This is a genomic window from Streptomyces sp. WMMC1477 (assembly GCF_027460245.1).
Lineage (GTDB): Bacteria > Actinomycetota > Actinomycetes > Streptomycetales > Streptomycetaceae > Streptomyces.
On the sequence record NZ_JAPZBD010000003.1, the window covers coordinates 357,098 to 379,024 of the forward strand.

Genomic DNA, 21,927 nt, shown 5'->3' on the forward strand with positions numbered 1-21,927 from the left:
CTCGCACACCGCGCCCCGTCCGGCGGGGCCCCGACGGGCGGAGGGCGCGGTACCGGGAAGACGGGGAAGGTTCGCGCAACGGCCTTCTTCCGTTGGGGCACAGGGCTGTGGGCCCCTTCCTAGGGTGAGGCCACCGCCCCCCCGGCAGACCCACCGCGCGACCCTAGGAGACGATCTCTCATGACGGACCACCTCGACCGGCAGCCCGCCGGAGACGGCATCGAGCGGCGCGGCTTCCTGCGCGGCGCGGCGGGGGCGGCCGCGGCCGGCGTCGCGTTCTCGGCGCTCTCCGCCCGCACGGCCTCGGCCGCTCCGGCGACGTTCGCGCTCGACCCCGGCTACGGCCCGCTGCGGCCCGTCAGGGACCAGGCCACCGGCCTGGAGCTGCTCATGCTGCCGCGCGGCTTCGAGTACATCTCCTACGGGTGGACCAACGACCTGATGGACGACGGGGTGCGCACCCCGGGTTCGCACGACGGCATGGCGGCGTTCCGGCGCGGCGACCGCGTGCACCTGGTGCGCAACCACGAGCGGCGCGACGGCACGGCGTTCACCTCCCCGGCCTACAACCCGGAGGCCGGAGGCGGCACCTCGAACCTGGTCTTCGACCCGGACGCGGGCCGGTGGCTGGAGTCCTACGGCAGCCTCGGCAGCACGGTCCGCAACTGCGCGGGCGGTCCGACCCCGTGGGGCACCTGGCTGACCTGCGAGGAGACCTTCGAGACCCGGGCCGGCAAGCGGCACGGGTACGTCTTCGAGGTGCCCTGCGAGGGCAAGGGCGACCCGCGGCCGTTCACCGCGATGGGCCGGTTCAACCACGAGGCCGTCGCCGTCGACCCCGCGACGGGCCACGTCTACGAGACCGAGGACCGCGGCGACGCCTGCCTGTACCGCTTCGTTCCCACCGTGCCGGGCGACCTGGCCAAGGGCGGCCGGCTGGAGGCCCTGCGGATCGGTGAGGCCGCCTACGACACCCGCCGGGACGGCGAGCGCTCCTACGGCACGGTCTCCTGGGTGCCGGTCGACGAGGCCGACCCGGCCGAGGACACCGTGCGCAAGCAGGCGCAGGCCCGCGGTGCGGCGGTGTTCGGCCGGCTGGAGGGCGCCTGGTACGGCAACGACCGCATCTACGTCATCTCCACCAACGGCGGCCCGGCGGGCCAGGGCCAGGTGTTCGAGCTCGACCCGGCCACCGGCCGGTTCCGGGTGCTGTTCGCGTCGCCCGGTGCCGAGGTGCTGAACGCCCCCGACAACATGTGCGTCAGCCCGCGCGGCGGCCTGGTGCTGTGCGAGGACGGCGGCGGCACGGAGTACGTCCACGGCCTGACCACCGAGGGCGGGATCTTCCGTTTCGCGGCCAACGCCGTGGACCTGCGCGGTGGCACGGCGGGCAAGGACGTCCGGCCGGACGACTACCGGGGTTCGGAGTGGGCCGGTTCGTGCTTCGAGCCGAAGAACGGCAACTGGCTGTTCGTCAACGTCCAGAGCCCCGGCATCACGCTGGCCATCACCGGCCCCTGGCGCCAGGGCGCCCTGTAGGGAGCCCTGGCTAGGTGCCCTGCACGGGCCCGCACGGCGGGTGCGTCGGCGGCACCGCTCACGCCGCGTCGCCCAGCCGGTTCGCCGGGTGGGCGGCGGTGGCGCCGAAACGGTGCCGGGCCCGGTCGGCGGCGGCTTCGGCCCGGTGCGCCTTCTCCTCCCGCGGATCGAGGGAGAGCTGCCGGGAGGCGAGGTCGGCCGCCGTCAGGTCCTCGGCGCGCAGGGACAGGGCCCGCACCCGGGCCCGCTGGAGGCCGAGCGCGTCGTGCAGCGCGTAGGCCGGGGCCGTCAGCGCGGGGGTGTGGGCGGTCGGTTCGGGCAGGGCGCGGGTGCGGGTCGTCGTGGAGCGGTCGGCGTACCGGACGGTGAGGGTGAGCGCCCGCGCCACCTGACCGTCGGTGCGCATCCGGTAGCCGAGGTCGTCGGCGAGGGTCAGCAGCGCGCGGCGGCGGACGTCGGCGTCCAGCTCGTCGCGGCCGAAGCGGTGTTCGGCCGAGGCCGAGCGGGCGGGGGCGCTCGGGACGACGGGGACGGGGTCCTCGCCCCGGGCGCGGGCCCGCAGCCGGCGCGCTGGGGACGCGCCGAGGATGCGCTGGAGGGTGGCGGGGGACGCGGCGGCGACGCGGCCCACCGTGTCCAGGCCGTAGGCGCCGAGGCTCCGGGCCGTCGCGGGGCCGACGCCGTAGAGGGCGGCGACGGGCTTGACCGCCAGGAAGTCGGCGACGGCGGCGGGGTCGTCGGGGACCGACCGGACCCGGCCGGGCTCTCCGTCGTACGCCGCCATCCGGGCCAGCAGCGGGTTTCCGGCCACCCCGACGGTGCACGGGACGGCGTGGAGGGCGAGGGCGCGGACGCGGATCAGCTCGGCCAGTTCCGTCGCCGTGCGGCCGAAGTAGCGCAGGGCACCGCGCACGTCGGCGAGCGCGGCGTCCGGGGGGAGCGCCTGCACGACGGGGGTGATGTCGGCGAGCAGGTCGAGGAGGAGGGGGTAGCGCTCCTCGGTGCAGCCGGGGCCGAAGTGGACGTACAGCACGTCGCCCATGGCGGATCACCCCGCGCTTCCGGGGCTGGAGTGCCACAGCTTGCGGCCGGGGCCCGCGGGGGTGCCGGGGCCCGCGTGCTTGGGAGACTCGCCGGCCGGCTGGAGGTCGGCCCAGGGGTGCAGCTCGTACCCGGTCGCCAGACGGATGCGGCGCTGGGGCGCGGCGTTTGCGGGGACGTCCCGGTCCGCCGCGTCCTGGTCCGCCGCCTGCTCCGGCGCGCCCTGCTCCGGGGCGGTGGGTCGGTCGCCGGGGGCGGTCCGGGTACCGGGCTGTTCGGCGAGCCGGGCGGCGACGGCGTCCAGACCGCCCGTGCGGCGCAGTTCGACCAGCTCGGCCAGGTCCCAGGCGGCGGCGCCGACGACACTGAGGCTGCGCGGTCCGCGCCGCTGGACGACGCCGCGCACCAGCAGCAGCCAGGAATGGAAGACGGTGTGGGCGCAGGCGGCGTGACTGTCCTCGAAGAAGGCGAGGTCGGTCAGGCCGGTGCCGTCGTCGAGGGTGACGAAGATGACGCGCTTCCCGGAACGGATGGGCGGGGTCTGGGTGGCGACCTTGGCCCCGGCGACCAGCACCGTCTCCCCGTGCCGGGCGGCGGTGAGCCGCTGGGCGGGGCGGACGCCGAGCTCGCCGAGGAAGGCGTGGTGGTCGCTCATGAGGTGGCGGGAGGCGTCCAGGCCGAGCACCCCGAGTTCGGCGCCGAGGCGTTCGTCGCGGTCCAGGTCGGGCAGTCCGGCGGGGGGCGGGCCCGCCTCGTGCGGGCTGCCGTCCCGGCCGTCCTCGCCCCGGACGTCCAGGGCGAGGGGCAGCTGCCCGGCGCCGCTCCCCCGGCGGCGGCCGCCCCGGTGCAGTTCGGCGATGTGCAGGAGCAGATCGCGCCGGTTGGGCCCGAAGGCGTCCAGCGCACCGACCCTGGCCAGGTTCTCGGCCACGGGGCGGGGCGGGTGGGCGCGTTCCAGCAGGTCGTGCAGGGAGCGGTAGGGCCGTCCCGCGGCGATGCGGGCGGCGTCCGCCTCGCTGATGCCGCGCACCTCGCCGAGCGCGAGGCGCACGCCCCAACGCCGGGATTCGGACTCCAGTTCGATCCGATAGGTGACGTCGGAGCGGTTCACGTCCAGCGGGAGGACGGGGACGCCGTGCCGCCGGGCATCCGCGAGCAGCAGCCGCTTGGGGTACATGCCCGGGTCGTGGGTGAGCAGCCCGGCGTAGAACGCGGCCGGGTGATGGGCCTTCAGCCAGGCGGACTGGTAGGTCGGGACGGCGAACGCGACGGCGTGCGCCTTGCAGAAGCCGTAGGCACCGAACGCCTCGACGATCTCCCAGGTGCGCGCGATGACGTCCGGGGGGTAGCCGTTCCCGGCCGCCTCCCGTTCGAACCAGGCCCGGATGCGCGGCTGGAGGTCCGGGTCGGCCAGGGCCCGCCGGGTCTCGTCGGCGAAGGACTTCCCGCAGCCCGTCATCCGGTCGACGATCCGGATGATCTGCTCGTGGAAGACCACCACGCCGTAGGTCTCGCGCAGCGCGTCCGCCAGGTCCGGGTGCGGGTACCTCGGCGGGGTGCGGCCGTGCCGGGCGGCGATGAAGGGCCGGACCATGTCGGCGGCGACGGGGCCGGGACGGAACAGGCTGATGTCGACGACCAGGTCGTGGAAGGTGGACGGCTGGAGGCGGCCGATGAGGTCGCGCTGGCCCGGTGACTCGATCTGGAAGCAGCCCAGCGTCTCGGCGGCGGCGATCAGCCGGTAGGTCCGCTCGTCGCCGGGCCCGGCGACGTCGAGCGCGTCCAGGTCGGGACGGCGGCCCGTGGCCCGCTCGACCTCCGAGACGGCGTAGGCCAGCGTGGACTGCATCCGCACCCCGAGCACGTCCAGCTTGAGCAGCCCGAGCCGCTCGACGTCGTCCTTGTCGAACTGGGACATGGCGAAGCCCTCGCCGCTGGTGGGCACCACCGGGGTGCGGGCGCGCAGCCCGGCGTCGGACAGGAGCACGCCGCACGGGTGCATGGCCATCCCGCGCGCGAGCCCGTCCAGCGCCTCGACCAGCCCCCAGAACCGGGCCCCGTGACGCCCGGCGTCCAGGCCGCGCAGCTCCGGCAGTTCGGCGAGTGCGCCGCGGGCGTCGCGGGCCCGGATGTGCGGGAACGCCTTGGCGAGCCGGTCCACCTCGGCCGGGTCCATGCCGAGCGCCGCTCCGACGTCCCGGATCGCGTGCCGGACCCGGTAGGTCTCGGGCATGGCGACGGTGGCCACCCGCTGGTCGCCGAACCGCTCGAAGATCGCCCGGTAGACCTCCAGCCGCCGGGCCGACTCGACGTCGACGTCGATGTCCGGGAGGGCCGCCCGGTGCTCGGAGAGGAAACGTTCCATCAGCAGGCCGTGCTCCACCGGGTCGGCGGCGGCGATGCCCAGCAGGTGGTTGACCAGCGAACCCGCGCCCGAGCCCCGGGCCGCCACCCGGATGCCCAGGGCCCGGACGTCGTCCACGACCTGCGCGACGGTGAGGAAGTAGGTGGCGAAACCGTGGTGTCCGATGATCCGCAGCTCCTCCTCCAGCCGGTCCCAGCGGCGGCGGTCCCGGTCATAGCGGCGGGCCACCATCCCCGCCGCGCAGCGCGAGCGCAGCACCCGGTCGGCGGTGCGGGCGCCGGCCCCGACGAGGTGCGGCTCGGGGAAGTGGGCACTGCCGATGCCCAGGTCGTCGCCGGAGTCGACGCGGCACCGCGCGGCGGTCTCCTCGGTGTGGGCCAGCAGCCGGTGCGCAAGGCCGCGGCGGAAGCCCGCGGCCTCGGCGATCTCCTCCGCGAGCCGCGCCATCTCCCGCGGCCCCTTCAGCCAGCGCTCGCCGCCGTCCAGCCCGCGGGCGGGGTCGACGGGCACCAGGGTGCGGGCCGCGTCGAGCACGTCGGCGACGGGGCCGAGGCCGGGGTCGGCGTACCGGACGGCGTTGGTCAGGACCGGGACGACGCCCCGCTCGGCGGCGAGCCCCAGCATGCGGGCCGCCTCGCGGCGCGGCGCCGAGCCGTCCACCGCCAGCCGCAGGGCGTCCCCGAAGACGTCCCGCCAGGGTGTGAGCAGCCGGGCCGCACGGTCCGGCCGGCCGGCGGCCAGGGCCCGGCCGACGTCCGACCCCGGGCCGAGCAGGACCGTCACGCCACGGGCAGGGAGGTCCGCCGGGCCCAGCACGGGACGCTCACCCGCGCCCGCGTGAGCGCCCGCCGTGGTGCCCGTGTGGGCGGCGCTCACCAGCCGGCACAGCTCGGCCCAGCCGGCGGCGCCGTCGCGGGCCAGGAACACCACGCGGTGCGCCGGCTCGGCCACGAAGGCCCCGCCCCGCACCGGGGAGCGCCGCCGGACCGCACCGGGCACCGGCGCGCCCTCGGCACCGCCGGGCGGACCGGCGACGGCCAGCTCGACGCCGAACAGCGGGCGCACCCCGGCGCGCTCGCAGGCGTCGGCGAACCGCACGGCCCCGGCGAGGGTGTCCCGGTCGGTCAGGGCCAGCGCGTCCATACCCCGCTCGGCGGCCCGCTCGGCCAGCCGCTCGGGGTGTGAGGCGCCGTACCGGACGGAGAGACCGGACACGGCGTGCAGATGCGTAAACCCAGACATCCGCGTCTCCTCGCCACACCAGCCACCCCCTGCCTACGACTCTCGCCGGCTCTCTCCCTCCACCTTAACCCCGTTTTCGAATGGACGTTCGAACAGTCGGGCGAAGAGAACCCCGGGCCGTGCAGCACGGCCCGGGGCGCGGGTCTGGTCGGCTCCGGCAGGCCCGGGGGCCTGGTCAGCCCCCGGCGTCGCGGGCGCGGCGCTCCGCGACGACCTGCTCGACGTCGAACGGGGTGAGGTTCAGCGGAGGGCCGGAGAGCGGCCGGCGCAGGGCGGCCTCGATCGTGACGTTGATCTCCCGCAGGATGCGCCGCGCCTCGGCGTCGGAACGGGCCGCGCGGGCGGCGGCGAGTGCGCCCTCGGCCTCCTTGCGCAGGGCGAGCGCCGGCGGCAGGACGGACACCCCCTCGTCATGGAGCTTCCGCTTGATCCACCAGTTCTCGTCATAGGGCTCGTCGGCACCGGGCAGCGGCTTGCCCGCGCCCGTGAGGCCGGTGAACGCGCCGCGCTCGGCGGCCTCGCGGATCTGCTTGTCGACAAAGGACTCGAAGGAGACACCGGGGGGCTTGCGCTCGGTCATCGTTCGTCCTCCCTCTCGGAGGCGTCATTCCTGGGGGCCGAGGAACTCCAGGCGGTTGCCGTGGCAGTCGTCGGCGTAGAAACGGCTGCGGCCGGGGAAGGCGTCGTCCCAGGCGACGACGACGCCCTTGTCGGTGAGGCGGGCGGCCAGCGCGTCCAGGTCGGCGACGAGGATTCCGGGATGGCCCTTGCGCGCGGGGCGGAAGTCGTCCTCGACGCCGAGGTGGATCTCCAGGCCGTCGGCGCGCACCCACAGCCCGCCTCGCGCGGCGAGCTCCGCGGGCTTGCGGACCTCCGTCATGCCGAGCACGTCCACGTAGAACGTGCGGCACAGCTCCTCGTCCCCCGGGGGCAGCGTGAGCTGGACGTGGTGGAGGCCCAGCCCGAAGTCGGAGCGGGGGACGGCGTCGTACGGCTGGGGCTGGCTGCGTTCCCTCACGGCGTGGCCCTTCGTCGGCCCTGCATTCCAGCGGTCACCGTCGATCCTATGTCGGCGTCATGCCGCCGAACACCCGCCCCGAGGGGGGCAGTACGGCGCCACCACCGGATTCCCGCGGCCGCTGACTACCATGGAGGAGGTGTGTGCCCGCACCGCGGCCTGCCGGATGTTCACCCGATGTGACGCACGTCAAACGATTGGCAGGCCGTAGGACGCCTCGGGCAGGGTAGGGGCCAGCGTCGGGACACGAGTCGAGAACGAAGGAGCCCCATGAGGATCGGCATCGTCGGAGCCACGGGCCAGGTCGGCAGCGTTATGCGCGACATCCTGGCGGAGCGGAACTTCCCGGTGGAGGAGCTGCGCCTGTTCGCGTCCGCCCGCTCGGCGGGTCGCACGCTGCCCTGGAAGGACGGCGAGGTCACCGTCGAGGACGCCACGACGGCCGACTACTCGGGCCTGGACATCGTCCTGTTCTCCGCCGGCGGCGCCACCTCCAGGGAGCTGGCCCCCAAGGTCGCGGCGGCCGGCCCCGTGGTGATCGACAACTCCTCCGCCTGGCGGCTGGACCCGCAGGTCCCGCTCGTCGTCTCCGAGGTGAACCCGCAGGCCGCCGTGGACCGGCCGAAGGGCATCATCGCCAACCCGAACTGCACCACCATGGCGGCCATGCCGGTGCTGCGCCCGCTGCACGACGAGGCCGGGCTCACCGCCCTCGTCGTCGCCACCTACCAGGCGGTGTCCGGCAGCGGTCTGGCCGGGGTGGCGGAGCTGGACGGCCAGGTCCGCAAGGCGGTCGAGACGGACGCCGCCCAGCTGACCTTCGACGGCTCCTCCGTGGACTTCCCGGCGCCGGACAAGTTCAAGCGCCCGATCGCCTTCAACGTGCTCCCGCTCGCGGGTTCCATCGTGGACGACGGCCTGGAGGAGACCGACGAGGAGCAGAAGCTCCGCAACGAGAGCCGCAAGATCCTCGACGTCCCCGGGCTGAAGGTGTCCGGAACCTGCGTGCGCGTTCCCGTCTTCACCGGTCACTCGCTCCAGGTGAACGCCCGCTTCGAGCGGCCGATCAGCCCCGAGCGCGCCCGTGAGGTGCTCTCCGCGGCTCCGGGCGTCGCCCTGTCGGAGATCCCCACCCCGCTGCAGGCCGCGGGCCAGGACCCGAGCTTCGTGGGCCGCATCCGCCGGGACGAGACGGTCGAGAACGGGCTGTCCCTGTTCCTGTCCAACGACAACCTGCGCAAGGGCGCGGCCCTGAACGCCGTGCAGATCGCCGAGCTGGTCGCCGCCGAGCTGAGCTGAGGCCTGGCCGGCGGCCGCGTCTCCGCGCGCCCGGGAGGTCTGCGCGCCGCGGCGCAGGGTCGGCGAGCGCAACGCCACGGCACGGCGGCGGGCCCGGGCGGCATGCCCCTTTCCCGCATGTCGTGGCGCTGCGGGTGCGTCACGGCCGATCGCGCAGGTCGCCGCGCCCTGCCCGGGCGCGGCCCGTCAGCGGTCGGCCTCTGACCCACCCACCGGCCTCTCGGGCGGCGGCGCCTCCGGCACCCCGGGCACCCCCGGCGCGCCCGGCAGTTCCGAGACCCCGGGCACCTCCGGCAGCTGTGGCTCGTCGGAATCGTCCGACGGCGCCTCCGGCTCCCGCGTCACCTCCGCGGACCCGCCCGGCGCGGCGCCCCGGCCCGCCGCCTCGGCCTGCGGCGGCCCGCCGTGCGCACGCTCCAGGAAGCGCAGCAGTTCGACGGGGAAGGGGAGGACGAGCGTCGAGTTCTTCTCGGCGGCCACCGCCACCACCGTCTGGAGCAGACGCAGCTGCAGGGCCGCCGGGGTGGCCGACATCTGCTGAGCCGCCTCCGCGAGCTTCTTGGACGCCTCCAGTTCCGCGTCCGCGTTGATGACCCGGGCCCGGCGGTCGCGGGCGGCCTCCGCCTGCCGGGCCATGGAGCGCTTCATCGCCTCGGGCAGCGAGACGTCCTTGATCTCCACCCGGTCGACGTTGACGCCCCACTCCACGGCCGGGCTGTCGATCATGATCGCCAGCCCCTGGTTCAGCTTCTCGCGGTTGGACAGCAGGTCGTCCAGGTCGCTCTTGCCGATGATGGAGCGCAGCGAGGTCTGGGCCATCTGGGAGACCGCGAAGCGGTAGTCCTCGACGCGGATGATGGCGTCGGCCGGGTCCACGACCTTGAAGTAGACGACCGCGTCCACCCGGACGGTGACGTTGTCGCGGGTGATGCCCTCCTGGGCGGGGACGGGCAGGGTGACGATCTGGAGGTTCACCTTCTGCATCCGGTCCACCACGGGAACGATGATCCGGAAGCCGGGCTCCCGGACCTCCGGGCGGAGGCGCCCGAGCCGGAAGACCAGCCCGCGCTCGTACTGCCTGATGACCCGCGCGGCGGCCAGGAAGTAGATCGCGCAGACGGCGGCCACCACCGCCGCCACCTCGACGACCATCGCTGCCTCCCGTCAGGAGAAGTACGGCGATATCGGGCGACAACGCCAATTCCACCGTAATCCGGTCCGCGACCCGAGGTCGAGGGTGTCAGGAGACCAGGTCGCGCTCCCCTGCCGCCACGTCGAGGCCGAGCGTGTTCCCCGGGGGCGGGAACGGGCACAGGAAGTGCTCGGAGAACGCCGAGGGCGGCAGCGTCGTGCGGTTGAGGTCGACCGTGACGGAGTGGTCGGGCGCGGGTGCCCCGGTGCGCAGGAAGCGGAAGCGGAAGCTGCCGTGCCCGCTGGTGCCGTCGGCGAAGACCGCCCATAGCGCTCCGCTGCCCACGACCGACACCCGCAGGCCGTACTCACCGCCGTCCGGTCCGGTGAACCGGATCTCCCCGCCGAGATCCAGGCCGCGCTCCCGGCCGTCCGCGTTGGGCACGATCACGCGCCGCGTCTCCGCGTAGCGCTCGAAGACGCCGGGCAGGACCCAGCGGGCGTCGTACGGGCTCGTTCTGATACCGGTGAACTCCCGCCGGGCGGGCGCGCCGGGGTCGTGCACCCGCACCGCCCACTGGCCCTCCCGCCGCAGCAGCTCCAGACGGCGGTCCCCCCAGGTGATCCGGGCGTGCTCGGCACCGCCGGCGCTCGTGCCGAGGGTTCGCTCGCCCATCAGCGCCTCCCCGGCGACCGACAGGTCGTCCAGGACGTCGCCGTGCAGCACGACCCCGGAGCCGTCGGGTGTCTCGCGCCACTGCCCCGGCAGCCCCTCGATCCAGCCCGTGTCGTCCGCCTGCGCGAGCCAGTACGTGCCGGTCACCGAGAGCGGCCCGTAAGGGGCCACGACCGTCTCCAGACGCTGCTGGTGCCACTCCTGCCACTGCTGCACGGCGGAGGATCCGGGGGCCATGGGATTCGCGACGTTCGCGGGGTCCGGGTCGGTGTTGTACGGGTTCGATGACATGTCGGCGTTCATGCGTTCAACTTGCCACAGACCGGGCCGCGCGGCGGTGAGCCACCGCGCGTGCTCCACGCGGCTACCGCCCCCGCACAACGGCCTTGGGCGGCCGGGGCCCCGGTCCGACGCGGCGTCAGGATCCTGTCCGCACCGCGACCGGAAGAGTTGACGTGCCGTCATTCCGTGGGCGAAGCCGGGCCGGGGCGCCCCCGGCCCGGCGAAGGGCGTGCCATGGTCCTTCCGGCATGTGCCACCGTCCCCATGACGGCGCATCAACTCTGCGGCGGCCCCGGCGCTCACCCGCCCGGCGGGCGGCTCACCCGCCCGGCGGCCGTCGGTGATCTTTCTGTCTTTCACCACCCGTATACCGCGCAACCGCAGCTCCACAAGGCATGATGTGTGCAGCAGAACTGTCACGAAACATGCTCGCGACGTATATCCGCTTGGCGCACCATCCGCATCATGGACGACGATAGGCGTGCGGACGGTACGACCGCATGCGAGAGGAGGCGTCCATGGGATCGGTGCGCAAGGCGAGTGCCTGGCTGGGCCTCGTCGACGACAGCGAGATGCGGTACTACGACGACTACGCCGAAGAGGCGGGGCAGGAACCGGAACCCGGTGACGCCGTGCGGGACGCGTGGGCCACGGACCCGCGGATCAGGGCGACGGCGGCGGACGCCCAGGACGCGGGCACCCGGATCGCGACCATCACCCCCGACGGCTTCCGGGACGCCCGCCATATCGGCGAGCTGTTCCGGGAGGGCGTTCCGGTGATCGTCAATCTGACGACGATGGAGTCGGGCGACGCCAAGCGCGTGATCGACTTCGCCGCGGGACTGACGTTCGGGCTGCGCGGTTCCATCGAGCGCGTCGCCAACCGGGTGTTCCTGCTCACCCCGAACGCCTACCAGATCCTCAGCGGGCAGGACCGCCGTCCCACCGAGGGCGGCTTCTTCAACCAGAGCTGACGACGCGGCTGAGGGCGGGCGCGAACGCCCTCAGCCGCGTCGGAGCCGGGCGCGACGGGCGGCGCGTCACGGCGAGCCACCGTTCTCCGTCTGTTCCCGCGCCCCACCGCGCGCCTCTCCGAACACTCAGCCGAATTCCGCTCGGTTCCCGGTGCGTTCTGACTCGAGGCCGGACGAAACGGATGTCACCAGATACCGAGATCCGGTCGAACGCCACTCGCGAGCGACTCGTACCCCACGGGAAGAACCAGCTTCTCTCGACGCTCGCTGGACGTCTGATTCACCATGGTCCCACCCCTTGCTGAGACGGTCTGAGCAGCCTCGGAGCATGGCCGCCATGAGCGGATCACCGGCAGGAGAATCCGAGGTCATCGGCTGGAACAAGCAGATGTACGGCGATCCGAAGACGTTCGCCAAGCGCGCCCCGCGGGACAGGGGAGAGCCGCAGCCCGAGGTGGTCGGCCTGGTGAAGTCCCGGGCGATTCGGAGAGAGGGTCTCTACATCGGTTGCGGGACCGGTGAAATCCTCTTCCACCTCGCCTTCGGGGGATTCTCCGTCACCGGCCTCGACGCCGTTCCGGAGGCGATCCAACAGGCGAAGGAGCGGGCCGCGGAAGGCGGTGTCACCACCACCACCTTCCCCGTCGCCGACGCCACCGACCTGTCCGCGTACGCGGGCCGGTTCGACAGCGTCGACGGCGGGCTGCTCCACGTGCTGGACGACCACCTCCGGCCTGCCTGCCATCTTCGCCGTCCTCCGGCGTCGGTGAGCCGGGACGTCACCCCCGTGCGGGGGCCGCTGCCGCGGCGGCCCCGGCACGTCGAACACGCGGGAGCCGTGACGCCGCGTCAGCCGGCCGGGTCCCAGGCGCGCACGCGCGGCACCCAGCGGGGGACGTGCCGCCGGTAGCGGTCGTAGGCGTCACCGAAGCGGTCCTGCAGCCGCCGCTCCTCACTCAGCGGCAGGTAGACCGCGTTGACCAGGAAGAACAGCCCGAACCACAAGCCGAGCCACGGCGAGCGCAGCGCGACGGCCTCGCCGAACTGGATCGCGAGCACCCCGCTGATCATCGGGTTGCGCACGTGCCGGTAAGGGCCGGTGACGACGAGGTGCCGCGGCGGATCCAGCGGTGAGAGCGTGCCCTCGCCCTTGCGGTGGAACAGGCTCACCGTCCAGGTCAGGAAGGCCACTCCACCGAGGACGAGCGCGATGCCAGCGCCCGCGCACAGGACGCGCACGGTCAGGGGCACGTCCAGCCCTCGCGTACCACTTCCCGTCCACACCAGCGCCGGGATCACCACGCCCATCGTGACCGGGCCGATCAGCACCGGGGCCACGTGGCGCCGCAGCCGCACCGCGCCGCCGCCCGGAGTCGCTTTATTTCGCATGCTGGTGAATTTAGTGCCGTCCCGAGCGGCCTTCGAGTCACCCCTCATCCCCGTGTGGTGTCTTTCGGCCATACGTCACGCGGTTTACCTGAGGGAGGGACCGCAGCCGCCCGCCCCACGGTTCACCCGATCGATACCGCACGCCCGCGATCGCAGGAGGAACACCTATGGGGCAATCCCGCGCCCGTCACCGGAGGGCGGCCCTCGCCGACCCGCCCACGGGCGCGACGACCGGGCTCGTGCGACACCCCGTCCGCCCGCCCTCTCCCTGTCGACGACCGGGAACGCAGCTCAACTCCGTTCCGCATCACCTCTGGAGGCACTGATGCCCCGCGCAACCACACCCCGCCAGAAGTCGGGGAAGAAGTCCGAGCGTCCGGACACCGACGTCATCATCCTCGGCTCGGGGCTCGCCGGCGCCGCCATGGCCGCCGTTTTGGCCCGCGGCGGCGCCAACGTCCTCGTCCTGGACGCGGGCAGCCATCCGCGCTTCGCCATCGGCGAGTCCACCATCCCGTACACGTCGATGCTCATGCGGCTGGTCAGCGAGCGGTACGACGTCCCGGAGATCAAGTACCTCACCACGTTCGAGAACGTGCAGGGGAAGATATCGTCGACCTCCGGCATCAAGAAGAACTTCGGGTTCCTGTACCACCGCGAGGGCGAGCGGCAGAACACCCGCGAGACCCACCAGTTCCCGATCCCGCGGATCACGCACATCGAGAACCACTTCTTCCGCCAGGACGTCGACTCCTGGATGCTCAACGTCGCCGTCAAGTACGGGGCGAAGGTCCAGCAGCGGACGCGGATCGTCGACGTCGACTTCGACGACGAGGGCGGCACCCTCACCGACGACAAGGGCACGACCTACCGCACCCGGTACGTCGTGGACGCGAGCGGCTTCCGCTCCCCGCTGGCCACGAAGTTCGGCCTCCGCGAGGAGCCCACGCGGCTGCGCCACCACTCGCGCTCGTTGTTCACCCACATGCTGGGCGTCACGCCCTACGACGACCTCCTGCCGCGCAGCTCGAAGGACGCCCCGACCCCGTGGCACCAGGGCACCCTGCACCACCTGTTCGAGGGTGGCTGGGCCTGGGTCATCCCGTTCGACAACCACGCCCGTGCGACGAACCCCCTGGTCAGCGTCGGGCTGAACCTCGACCCGCGGGTCCACCCGGAGTTCGACGGGACCGCCGAGGAGGAGTTCCGGGCCTTCATCGACCGCTTCCCGGACATCCGGCGCCAGTTCGGCGACGCCACCGCCGTCCGCCCGTGGGTGCGCACCGGGCGGCTGCAGTACTCGTCCAAGACGACGATCGGTGCGCGCTGGTGCCTGACCTCGCACGCGGCCGGCTTCGTCGACGCCCTCTTCTCCCGCGGGCTCAGCAACTCGTTCGAGATCATCAACGCCCTGGCGTGGCGGGTGCTGGAGGCGCTCAAGGACGACGACTTCACCGTCGAGCGCTTCAAGTACGTCGAGCAGCTGGAACAGGGGCTGCTCGACTTCAACGACAACCTGGTGGCGAACGCCTACACCTCCTTCTCCCACTACGGCCTGTGGGACACCTGGTTCCGGGTGTGGTCGCTCGGCCAGATCCTCGCCACCTTCGAGATCAACCGCACCTACGCCCGGTACCTCGACTCCCATGACGCGGCCGACCTGGCGCATCTGGAGAGCATCGCCCCCGAGGGCTCCATCTCCGACTACGGCCCCGCCCGCGAGCTGCTGGCCTTCGTCAGCGACCAGGTGCAGGACGTCGCCGAGCGTCGCACCAACCCCGGCGCGGCGGCCGCGTCGGTCATGAACGCCCTGATGAAGGCCGACTTCGTACCGCCCGCCTTCGGGCTGGCCGACCCCACCAACCGGTGGTTCAACGCCAGCCCGCTGAAGGTCATGGACACCATCAAGTGGGCCCGCAACGAGGCTCCCCCGGAGATCGGCAGGCTCGTGGACGACGGCCTGACGCTCTTCATCAAGAAGCGCCTGTCGCCGGACGAGTTCGACCTCCGGGAAGAGCTCAAGCACGTGGTCGCCGGGTTGCCGCTGGTGGGACGGCCGCTGCGTTCGTCGATCGCCCGCTGAGCCCGATCACGCACTCGAGGAGCAACAGACATGACTGTGAAGGCCAACCGGTACGACGTCGCGATCATCGGGGCCGGCATGGGCGGTTCCGTGCTGGGCGCCGCACTCTCGCGCAACGGGGTGCGCGTCCTGCTGATCGACCACGGGGTGCATCCGCGGTTCGCCGTCGGTGAGGCGGCTACCCCCTACACCAACGTCAGCCAGCGCATCATCGCCGCCCGGTACAACCTGCCGGAGCTCACGACGCTGTGCACACTCAAGGACTGTGCGAAGAACGTCAGCCCGGCCTTCGGCGCCCAGGCGCACTCCGGCTTCCTGCGCCACGAGGAGGGCAAGCCGCAGGACCCGCGGGAGACCAACCAGTTCCACACCCCCGGCCCGCTGCACGAGGCCCACCACCTCTACCGCCAGGACGTGGACGCCTGGGTGTTCCACCTCGCGGTGAAGACGGGCTGCACGCCGCTGCAGAACTACCGGATCGCGGATCTCGACTTCGGCGACTCCGGCGTCACGGTGCACGGCGAGGACGGTTCCGCGTACCGGGCGCGGTACGTCGTGGACGCCAGCGGCCAGCGCTCGCCGCTGGCCGAGAAGTTCGGCCTGCGCGAGGAGATCCCGCGGTACAAGCACCAGTCGCGGTCGATGTACACGCACGTCATGGGCATCACGCACACCGACAAGCTGTGGGACCGCAAGCCGGAACACACCCCGCCGGTGCCGTGGTACGAGGGCACGGTGCACCACACGTTCAACCGCGGCTGGGCGTGGGCGATCGGCTTCGACAACACCCCGCTGTCCCGGAACCCCCTGTGCTCCATCGGTCTGACCGTCGACCCGCGGGTCTACCCGAAGAACCCGAACCTGTCCGCCGAGGACGACTTCGCGGACATCACCTCGCGCTTCCCGGACATCGAGCGGCAGTACGCGGGGGTCGCCCCGGTGCGCGAGTGGGTGTCGACGGACCGCCTGCAGTACTCGTCCACGCAGACCGTCGGCGACCGCTGGTGCCTGCTGTCCGACGCCGCGGCGTTCATCGACCCGCTGTTCAGCTACGGCCTGGCCAACACCGGGGACGCCATCAACCGGCTGGCCTGGCGGCTCATCCGGGCCTGCCAGGACGACGACTTCTCCGCGGAGCGTTTCGACGAGTTCGAGCAGTGGCAGCAGGCCCGCTTCCACTACAACGACGAGATCGTCAACGCCGGCTTCACCGCGTTTGACCACTTCGACTTCTGGAAGGCCGTCTTCCGGGTCTGGGTCTGGGGCAACAGCTACGGCACCGTCCGGGCGCGGGCCGGGCTCACCGAGTACCAGAAGGACGCTCGGGACAGCCACTTCCAGGACCTGGAGAAGGGCCAGTACGTCGGCTTCGACTGGCCGGACCACGAGGGCTTCAAGCACCTGTTCGACACCATGGTGACCCAGGTGGACGCCTTCCAGGCGGGCAAGATCGCCGCGCACGACGCCTCCGAGGCGCTGTGGGCGGAGCTGGAGGCGGCCGACGTCTTCCCCAAGCCCTTCGGCTTCCAGGACCGCTCCGTCCACTTCATGAGCCCGAAGCCCCCGGTCATCGCCAAGTCGGCGCTGTGGCTGTCGCGTCACGGCGACCCGCAGGTGCGCAGGATGCTCATGAAGAGCGGCCGCCAGGCCATCCGGCAGCGGCTGTCCGGCTCGAAGATCTTCTGAGCTCCGCCCCAGGACCTCAGGCGGGTGCCGGCCCACGCGACCTCCGGAGCCGGCACCCGCACCCCGTGACGCCCGTGACGCCCGTGACGCCCGCGGGCGAAACGAGGAGTTGCTCGTGCACGTCTCCCACACACGCACGGGCGCGATGGTCGTCACCGGCACATCGTCGGCAAGTCGGCGCGCCCGCTGGCCGGCCTCGTCAAGTACGCACCCGACCGCGTCTACGACACGATCCGGACGAAGGTCTTCCAGCTGCCGAACGAGTTCGGAGCGCGCGCCGGCGAGCCGGTGGACCGACCCCCTTCGCCGCGCACGCGCTGGAGGGTCCCCGCCCGGCCGGGCGGGGACTCCCCCGGCCTCAGCGGAAGGCGTCGACGCCCGTCAGCGCCTTGCCGAGCACGAGCTGGTGCATCTCCACCGTGCCCTCGTAGGTGAGGACGGACTCGAGGTTGGTGGCGTGCCGCATCACCGGGTACTCCAGGGAGATGCCGTTGGCGCCCAGGATCGTGCGGGAGGTCCGGCAGATCTCGATGGCCTCGCGCACGTTGTTGAGCTTGCCGAAGCTGATCTGCTCCGGGCGCAGCGTCCCGGCGTCCATCCGGCGGCCGAGGTGGTGGGCGAGCAGCACGCCCTTGTGCAGTTCGAGCGCCATGTCGGCCAGCTTGGCCTGGGTGAGCTGGAACCCGGCGAGGGGACGGCCGAACTGCTCGCGGCTGCCCGCGTAGTCCAGGGCGGCGTGGAGGCAGCTGCGCGCCGCGCCCATCGAGCCCCACACGATGCCGTAGCGGGCGTGGCTGAGGCAGCTGAGCGGGCCGCGCAGGCCCGTGACCCCGGGCAGGACGGCGTCGGCCGGGAGCCGGACGTCGTCCATGACGAGCTCGCTGGTGACCGAGGCCCGCAGGGACCACTTGTGCTTGATCTCGGGCGCCGAGAAGCCGGGGCTGTCGGTGGGCACGACGAAGCCGCGGATACCGTCCTCGGTGGCGGCCCACACGACGGCCACCGCGGCGACGGAGCCGTTGGTGATCCACATCTTGCGGCCGTTCAGCACCCAGTCGCCGCCGTCGCGCTTGGCGTGGGTGCGCATGGCGGCCGGATCGGAGCCGACGTCGGGCTCGGTGAGGCCGAAGCAGCCGATGAGCTCACCGGCGGCCATGCCGGGCAGCCAGCGCTCCTTCTGCTCCGTCGAGCCGTAGCGGTGGATGGCGTACATGGCCAGGGAGCCCTGGACGGAGACGAGCGAGCGGATGCCGGAGTCGGCCGCCTCCAGCTCCAGACAGGCGAGGCCGTACTGCACGGCGGAGGCCCCGGCGCAGCCGTAGCCCTCCAGCGACATGCCGAGGGCGCCGATGCGTCCCAGCTCGCGGGCCAGCTCACGGATGCCGGGCAGTTCCCCGTTCTCGTACCACTCGGCGACGTGGGGCACCACCCGGTCCGCCGCCCAGGACCGTACGGTGTCGCGCACCGCCAGCTCCTCCGGGCTGAGCAGGTCGTCGAGGCCGAGCGGGTCGGCGGGGTCGAACGGCGGCAGGGAACGGCTGGACATGCGCGGCCTCCGGATCACCAGGTGGTCGAAACCGCCAGATGCTACCGATTGGTAACACTCTGGGGCAAGAGGGGCTCCTCCGTGGGGCCCGGCTGCGCGGGGACGTACCCGGCCCGGTCCTCGGACCGGTGCACGGCGCGCGGCAGCCGCAGGGCGGCCAGCGCCCCGGCGAGCAGCAGGCCGGCGCTCACCAGCAGCGTCACGTGCATCCCCTGGACGAAGGCGAGCCGCGCGGACTCGCGCAGCACCTCCCCGGTGACACCGCCCAGGGAGTCGGCCACCGCGAGCGCCTCGCCCAGTGAGTGCCCGGCGGCCTCCGCGGCCCGTTCCGGTATCCCCGGGGCGGACTCGACGGCGGAGCCGTACGTCCCGTTCATGACGGTGCCGAGCAGGGCGATGCCCAGCCCCGCGCCGAGCTGGTAGGCCGTCTCCCCGATGGCCGCCGCGCTGCCCGCCTGTTCGGGCGGGGCGTCGGCGAGCATGGACTCGTAGCAGCCGAAGAGCACCGTCTGCAGGCCGAAGCCCAGGAGGAGGAAGGCACCGACACACACGGCCGGATCGTCCCGCTCGCCGAGCGCGGTGAGGCTGAGCACGGCCACGGCCGTGAGGAGGAAACCTCCGACGACCATGGCGCGCGGGCCGAGGGCCCGCAGCAGCCGCGGCCCGGCGAGCCCGGCGGCGATGGCCGCGAGGGACAGCGGGAGGAGGCGCAGCCCGGTCTGCAGCGGCGAGAGCCCGAGGATGAGCTGGAGGTACTGGGCGGCCAGCAGCGCCAGGCCGACGAGGGACAGCACGGTGAGGACGATGCAGCTCACCGCGGTACCGAAGGCGGGCCGGGCGAAGGCGGTGAAGTCCACCAGCGGGCACCGGCGGCGGCGCTGGCGGTGGGCGAACCAGCCGAGGAGCACCGCACCGGCCGCCAGCAGGGCCCCGGTGCCGGGATGCAGCACCCGCCCGTCGCCCATCTGCTTGACGGCCAGGATGGCGCAGCAGAGGCCGGTGGCGGCGAGCAGCGCGCCGAGCACGTCCCAGGGGCCGCTGCCCCCGCCGGTGGACTCCGGCACGAGCAGCCGCCCGACCGGGACCGCCACCACCATCAGCGGGATGTTGAGCAGGAAGACCGAGCCCCACCAGAAGTGCTCGAGCAGCAGCCCGCCCACCAGGGGCCCGGCCGCCGCTCCGACGGCGGCCACGGCGCTCCAGACGCCGATGGCCAGCGCCCGCTCGCGCCGGTCGGGGAAGACGTGCCGCAGCAGCGAGAGCGTCGCGGGCATGATCATGGCGCCGCCGACGCCCAGCAGCGCCCGGGCGGCGATGAGCACCCCGGGCGTGTGGGCCAGGACGGCGAGGACCGAGGCGAGCCCGAAGATCGCGTAGCCGAACAGCAGGACGCGGCGCCGCCCGACCCGGTCGCCCAGGGTTCCGAAGAGGATGAGGAGGGAGGCGCAGACCAGCGGGTAGGCGTCGACGATCCACAGCAGCTCGACCGGCCCGGGGCGCAGGTCCGCCGTGACGGCCGGTACGGCGACGTGCAGCACCGTCGCGTCCAGCGCGACCAGCAGGAGACTGGCGCAGAGGACGACGAGCACGGTCCAGCGTCCGGCTCCGGGAGCCGGGGGGCGGGTCCGCTGCGCGGGGACGTCGGATCCGGTGGGGTCCGGACTCGTCCCTGGCATGTACTACCTCCTCGTGCTGCCCGCCGAAGGCGCTGACGTGACGCGGTCAGTGCGGGCCACCGGCGTGGCCGGGCCCGGACGGAGCGGTGGCGGTGCCCCGTAGCGTACGCCAGTCCGCCGATCGGTCATGTGTCGCGGTTCACCCGGCACGGCGCCGCGTGGCCCGGCGCCCCGCGGCGCCGCCCCGCGGGAAGATGAAGCCGAGGTGGACACGAGCGGAAGTCCGATGCAACAGGCCCACGGATTCGCGGAAAAGGCCGTGGATATGAAAAACCGGGCCCAGGATTTCCACGAAATCCACCCCGGACCGCCGATGTGGGGAGGGAATCCACATCACATCGCCATTACGAAGGCGGGTGCGGGAGCGCCCCTTCAGATGACCCGCTGTAATGTCGACCGAGTGCGTACCGACCGAATCCTCGCCCGCCTGGAACAGGAGCCCGCGCGGCGACCGAACCCGGCCCCGGCGATGAGTGTCGCCCGCACGTCGCTTCTCGCCGCCACGCTGGTCGTCTACGCGGCGATCGTCGCCGCGGTGGTGCAGACCTCCTACCTGGTCCGGCTGGACTGGCAGCTCATGCTGTTCCGCCCGTACAAGCAGTGGCCCGAGCTGCACGCGTTCCTCGACTACTTCGTCGTGCTCGGCCAGCGCGGGCCCACCGCCGTGCTGGTGGCCGCCTGGCTGGGCTGGCGCTCCTGGCGGCAGCGCACGCTCCGCCCGCTCCTGATGCTCGGGGCGGCCCTGCTCCTGCTGAACGTGAGCGTGGGGGCGGCCAAGCTCGGCATGGCCCGGGAGGGCCCGCACTACGCGACGACCCTCGGCTCGAACGAGATGTGGCTCACCGGGGATATATTTCCCTCCGGGCACACCGCGAACGCGGTGGTGACCTGGGGAATCCTCGCCTACCTGGCCAGCACCGAGCGCGCCCGGCGCCGGCTGTCCGTCGTCGCCGCCGTCTTCGCGCTCGGGGTCGGCGCCACCACCGTCTACCTGGGCACGCACTGGGTCAGCGACGTGCTGCTCGGCTGGGTGGCGGGGCTGCTGATCCTGCTGGCGCTGCCGTGGTGCGAGCCGTTGGCCGCTCGCGTCGAGGGGCACGTGCTGGCGTACTGGACGCGGCTGCGGGCCGCGGGAAGGCTGGTCACGGCGGGCGCGGCCGGGGAGGAGACGGCGCCAGCCGCCGCGCCAGGCGGCTCGGCGACGCCGGGCTCCGAGACGGCGTCGGGCTCCGAGACGGCGTCGGGCAGGACGCCGGCCGGGGCGGCCGGGGGCGCCATACGCCATGCCCACGCGGCGCATCCGGGGCACGCCGGTCACACCTCCCGGCCACACGCCGTGCGCTCGGAGCGGACTCCCGTCACGCCCGCGGGAAGCCGCAGACCGGCCGCCGAACGCCCCGGGGGCCGTACGACGTCCCTCGGGCCGCGGGCTTAGCGGGCACAGGGCACCCTGCCCCGCGGCGACGCCGGATGCCCGCGGGCGGGGACGGCGGGCACGACGCCAGGCGGGCCCCGCACCGCGGCCGACGGCCGGGTGCGGGGCCCGCGGACGGAACGCTGCCGGCGCTCAGCCCTTCCAGCCGCGGACGACCGTGTCGTCCTCGGCGGTGAGGTTGAGGCGACCCGCCACGTACTCCATGGTGATGACGGCGTCCGGCGGCAGGACACGCACGGTGGTCCAGCCTCGGCTGCGCGCCCGCTCCTCGGCGGCCGTCACCGGCATCCCGGCGTAGGCCTCGGGGTCGTCGTCCGGCTCGGTGGACTCGAAGGGTATGGGTGCCATGCCGGCCACCGTACGTCACGGCCCGGTGCACCAGGAAGTCCCGGCGAGGTCATGCGCGTGCCACACTTCTGTCACAGTCGCTCCCCCGTTCGGCCCTCTCCGCTACCACCCCTCCGGGCCTTCTCCGGCTCTTTTCCACGGATCCGGAATTTCCCCGGAGGCAGCCGCGCCGAAAGACTGTTCAGCGGTGCGGGAAT

Annotated in this window: 17 protein-coding genes; 7 read left to right on the plus strand and 10 right to left on the minus strand. The window is 73.1% G+C overall.

The genetic code is table 11. The annotated features are described in order from the left end of the window. Positions 1 to 180: 180 nt before the first annotated feature. Positions 181 to 1,539, plus strand: a complete 1,359-nt coding sequence (locus O7609_RS02060; RefSeq protein WP_269742989.1) for an alkaline phosphatase PhoX — start codon at positions 181 to 183, stop codon at positions 1,537 to 1,539. Between the two features lie 58 nt (positions 1,540 to 1,597). Here O7609_RS02060 and O7609_RS02065 read toward each other — a convergent pair whose 3' ends face one another. The 4 genes from O7609_RS02065 to O7609_RS02080 all read right to left on the minus strand — a co-directional run bounded on the left by O7609_RS02065 (position 1,598) and on the right by O7609_RS02080 (position 7,148). After that, on the minus strand, positions 1,598 to 2,581 hold the full coding sequence (locus O7609_RS02065; RefSeq protein WP_269742990.1) for a DNA polymerase Y family protein: 984 nt from the start codon (positions 2,579 to 2,581) through the stop codon (positions 1,598 to 1,600). Positions 2,582 to 2,587: 6 nt separating this feature from the next. Beyond that, positions 2,588 to 6,187, minus strand: coding sequence for a DNA polymerase III subunit alpha (locus O7609_RS02070; RefSeq protein ID WP_269742991.1), 3,600 nt, complete (start codon positions 6,185 to 6,187; stop codon positions 2,588 to 2,590). Between the two features lie 175 nt (positions 6,188 to 6,362). Then, the gene (locus tag O7609_RS02075; protein ID WP_269733190.1) at positions 6,363 to 6,767 is read right to left on the minus strand and encodes a J-domain-containing protein; all 405 of its coding nucleotides are present in this window, start codon (positions 6,765 to 6,767) and stop codon (positions 6,363 to 6,365) included. Positions 6,768 to 6,791: 24 nt separating this feature from the next. Beyond that, positions 6,792 to 7,148: a VOC family protein gene (locus O7609_RS02080; RefSeq protein ID WP_269744301.1), complete on the minus strand. Its 357-nt coding sequence runs from the start codon at positions 7,146 to 7,148 to the stop codon at positions 6,792 to 6,794. Positions 7,149 to 7,475: 327 nt separating this feature from the next. On the opposite strand from O7609_RS02080, the gene O7609_RS02085 reads away from it, so the two are divergent. Beyond that, positions 7,476 to 8,504 (plus strand): aspartate-semialdehyde dehydrogenase, encoded by a 1,029-nt coding sequence (locus O7609_RS02085; RefSeq protein WP_269733191.1) that lies wholly within the window; start codon positions 7,476 to 7,478, stop codon positions 8,502 to 8,504. A gap of 186 nt (positions 8,505 to 8,690) precedes the next feature. Here the strand turns inward: O7609_RS02085 and O7609_RS02090 are convergent, their stop codons facing one another. Continuing rightward, the gene (locus O7609_RS02090) at positions 8,691 to 9,656 is read right to left on the minus strand and encodes a slipin family protein (RefSeq protein ID WP_269742992.1); all 966 of its coding nucleotides are present in this window, start codon (positions 9,654 to 9,656) and stop codon (positions 8,691 to 8,693) included. An 88-nt stretch (positions 9,657 to 9,744) separates the two neighbouring features. Next, complete coding sequence (locus tag O7609_RS02095) at positions 9,745 to 10,548, minus strand: DUF1684 domain-containing protein (RefSeq protein WP_269744302.1); 804 nt, start codon at positions 10,546 to 10,548, stop codon at positions 9,745 to 9,747. 563 nt (positions 10,549 to 11,111) lie between these two features. Between O7609_RS02095 and O7609_RS02100 the strand changes: the two genes are divergently transcribed. Further along, positions 11,112 to 11,567 carry a cell division protein SepF gene (locus O7609_RS02100; protein ID WP_269733193.1) on the plus strand — a complete coding sequence of 152 codons (456 nt, stop codon included), beginning with the start codon at positions 11,112 to 11,114 and terminating at the stop codon, positions 11,565 to 11,567. 337 nt (positions 11,568 to 11,904) lie between these two features. Next, positions 11,905 to 12,477: a class I SAM-dependent methyltransferase gene (locus O7609_RS02105; RefSeq protein WP_269733194.1), complete on the plus strand. Its 573-nt coding sequence runs from the start codon at positions 11,905 to 11,907 to the stop codon at positions 12,475 to 12,477. Here the strand turns inward: O7609_RS02105 and O7609_RS02110 are convergent. Next, the gene (locus O7609_RS02110; RefSeq protein WP_269733195.1) at positions 12,417 to 12,956 is read right to left on the minus strand and encodes a methyltransferase family protein; all 540 of its coding nucleotides are present in this window, start codon (positions 12,954 to 12,956) and stop codon (positions 12,417 to 12,419) included. The genes O7609_RS02105 and O7609_RS02110 overlap by 61 nt on opposite strands. A 325-nt stretch (positions 12,957 to 13,281) precedes the next feature. On the opposite strand from O7609_RS02110, the gene O7609_RS02115 reads away from it, so the two are divergent. Both O7609_RS02115 and O7609_RS02120 read left to right on the plus strand, forming a co-directional pair. Beyond that, positions 13,282 to 15,039 (plus strand): NAD(P)/FAD-dependent oxidoreductase, encoded by a 1,758-nt coding sequence (locus O7609_RS02115; RefSeq protein ID WP_269733196.1) that lies wholly within the window; start codon positions 13,282 to 13,284, stop codon positions 15,037 to 15,039. Between the two features lie 30 nt (positions 15,040 to 15,069). Beyond that, positions 15,070 to 16,725: an NAD(P)/FAD-dependent oxidoreductase gene (locus O7609_RS02120; RefSeq protein ID WP_269733197.1), complete on the plus strand. Its 1,656-nt coding sequence runs from the start codon at positions 15,070 to 15,072 to the stop codon at positions 16,723 to 16,725. Between the two features lie 358 nt (positions 16,726 to 17,083). On the opposite strand, the gene O7609_RS02125 is transcribed toward O7609_RS02120, so the two are convergent. Together O7609_RS02125 and O7609_RS02130 are read right to left on the minus strand one after the other, a co-directional pair. Next, positions 17,084 to 18,271: an acyl-CoA dehydrogenase family protein gene (locus tag O7609_RS02125; RefSeq protein WP_269733198.1), complete on the minus strand. Its 1,188-nt coding sequence runs from the start codon at positions 18,269 to 18,271 to the stop codon at positions 17,084 to 17,086. A gap of 41 nt (positions 18,272 to 18,312) precedes the next feature. Next, positions 18,313 to 19,947: an MFS transporter gene (locus O7609_RS02130; RefSeq protein ID WP_269742993.1), complete on the minus strand. Its 1,635-nt coding sequence runs from the start codon at positions 19,945 to 19,947 to the stop codon at positions 18,313 to 18,315. 376 nt (positions 19,948 to 20,323) lie between these two features. Between O7609_RS02130 and O7609_RS02135 the strand changes: the two genes are divergently transcribed. Continuing rightward, the gene (locus O7609_RS02135) at positions 20,324 to 21,382 is read left to right on the plus strand and encodes a phosphatase PAP2 family protein (RefSeq protein WP_269742994.1); all 1,059 of its coding nucleotides are present in this window, start codon (positions 20,324 to 20,326) and stop codon (positions 21,380 to 21,382) included. Positions 21,383 to 21,514: 132 nt separating this feature from the next. On the opposite strand, the gene O7609_RS02140 is transcribed toward O7609_RS02135, so the two are convergent. Continuing rightward, positions 21,515 to 21,730, minus strand: coding sequence for an I78 family peptidase inhibitor (locus O7609_RS02140; RefSeq protein ID WP_269733201.1), 216 nt, complete (start codon positions 21,728 to 21,730; stop codon positions 21,515 to 21,517). Positions 21,731 to 21,927 lie beyond the last annotated feature (197 nt).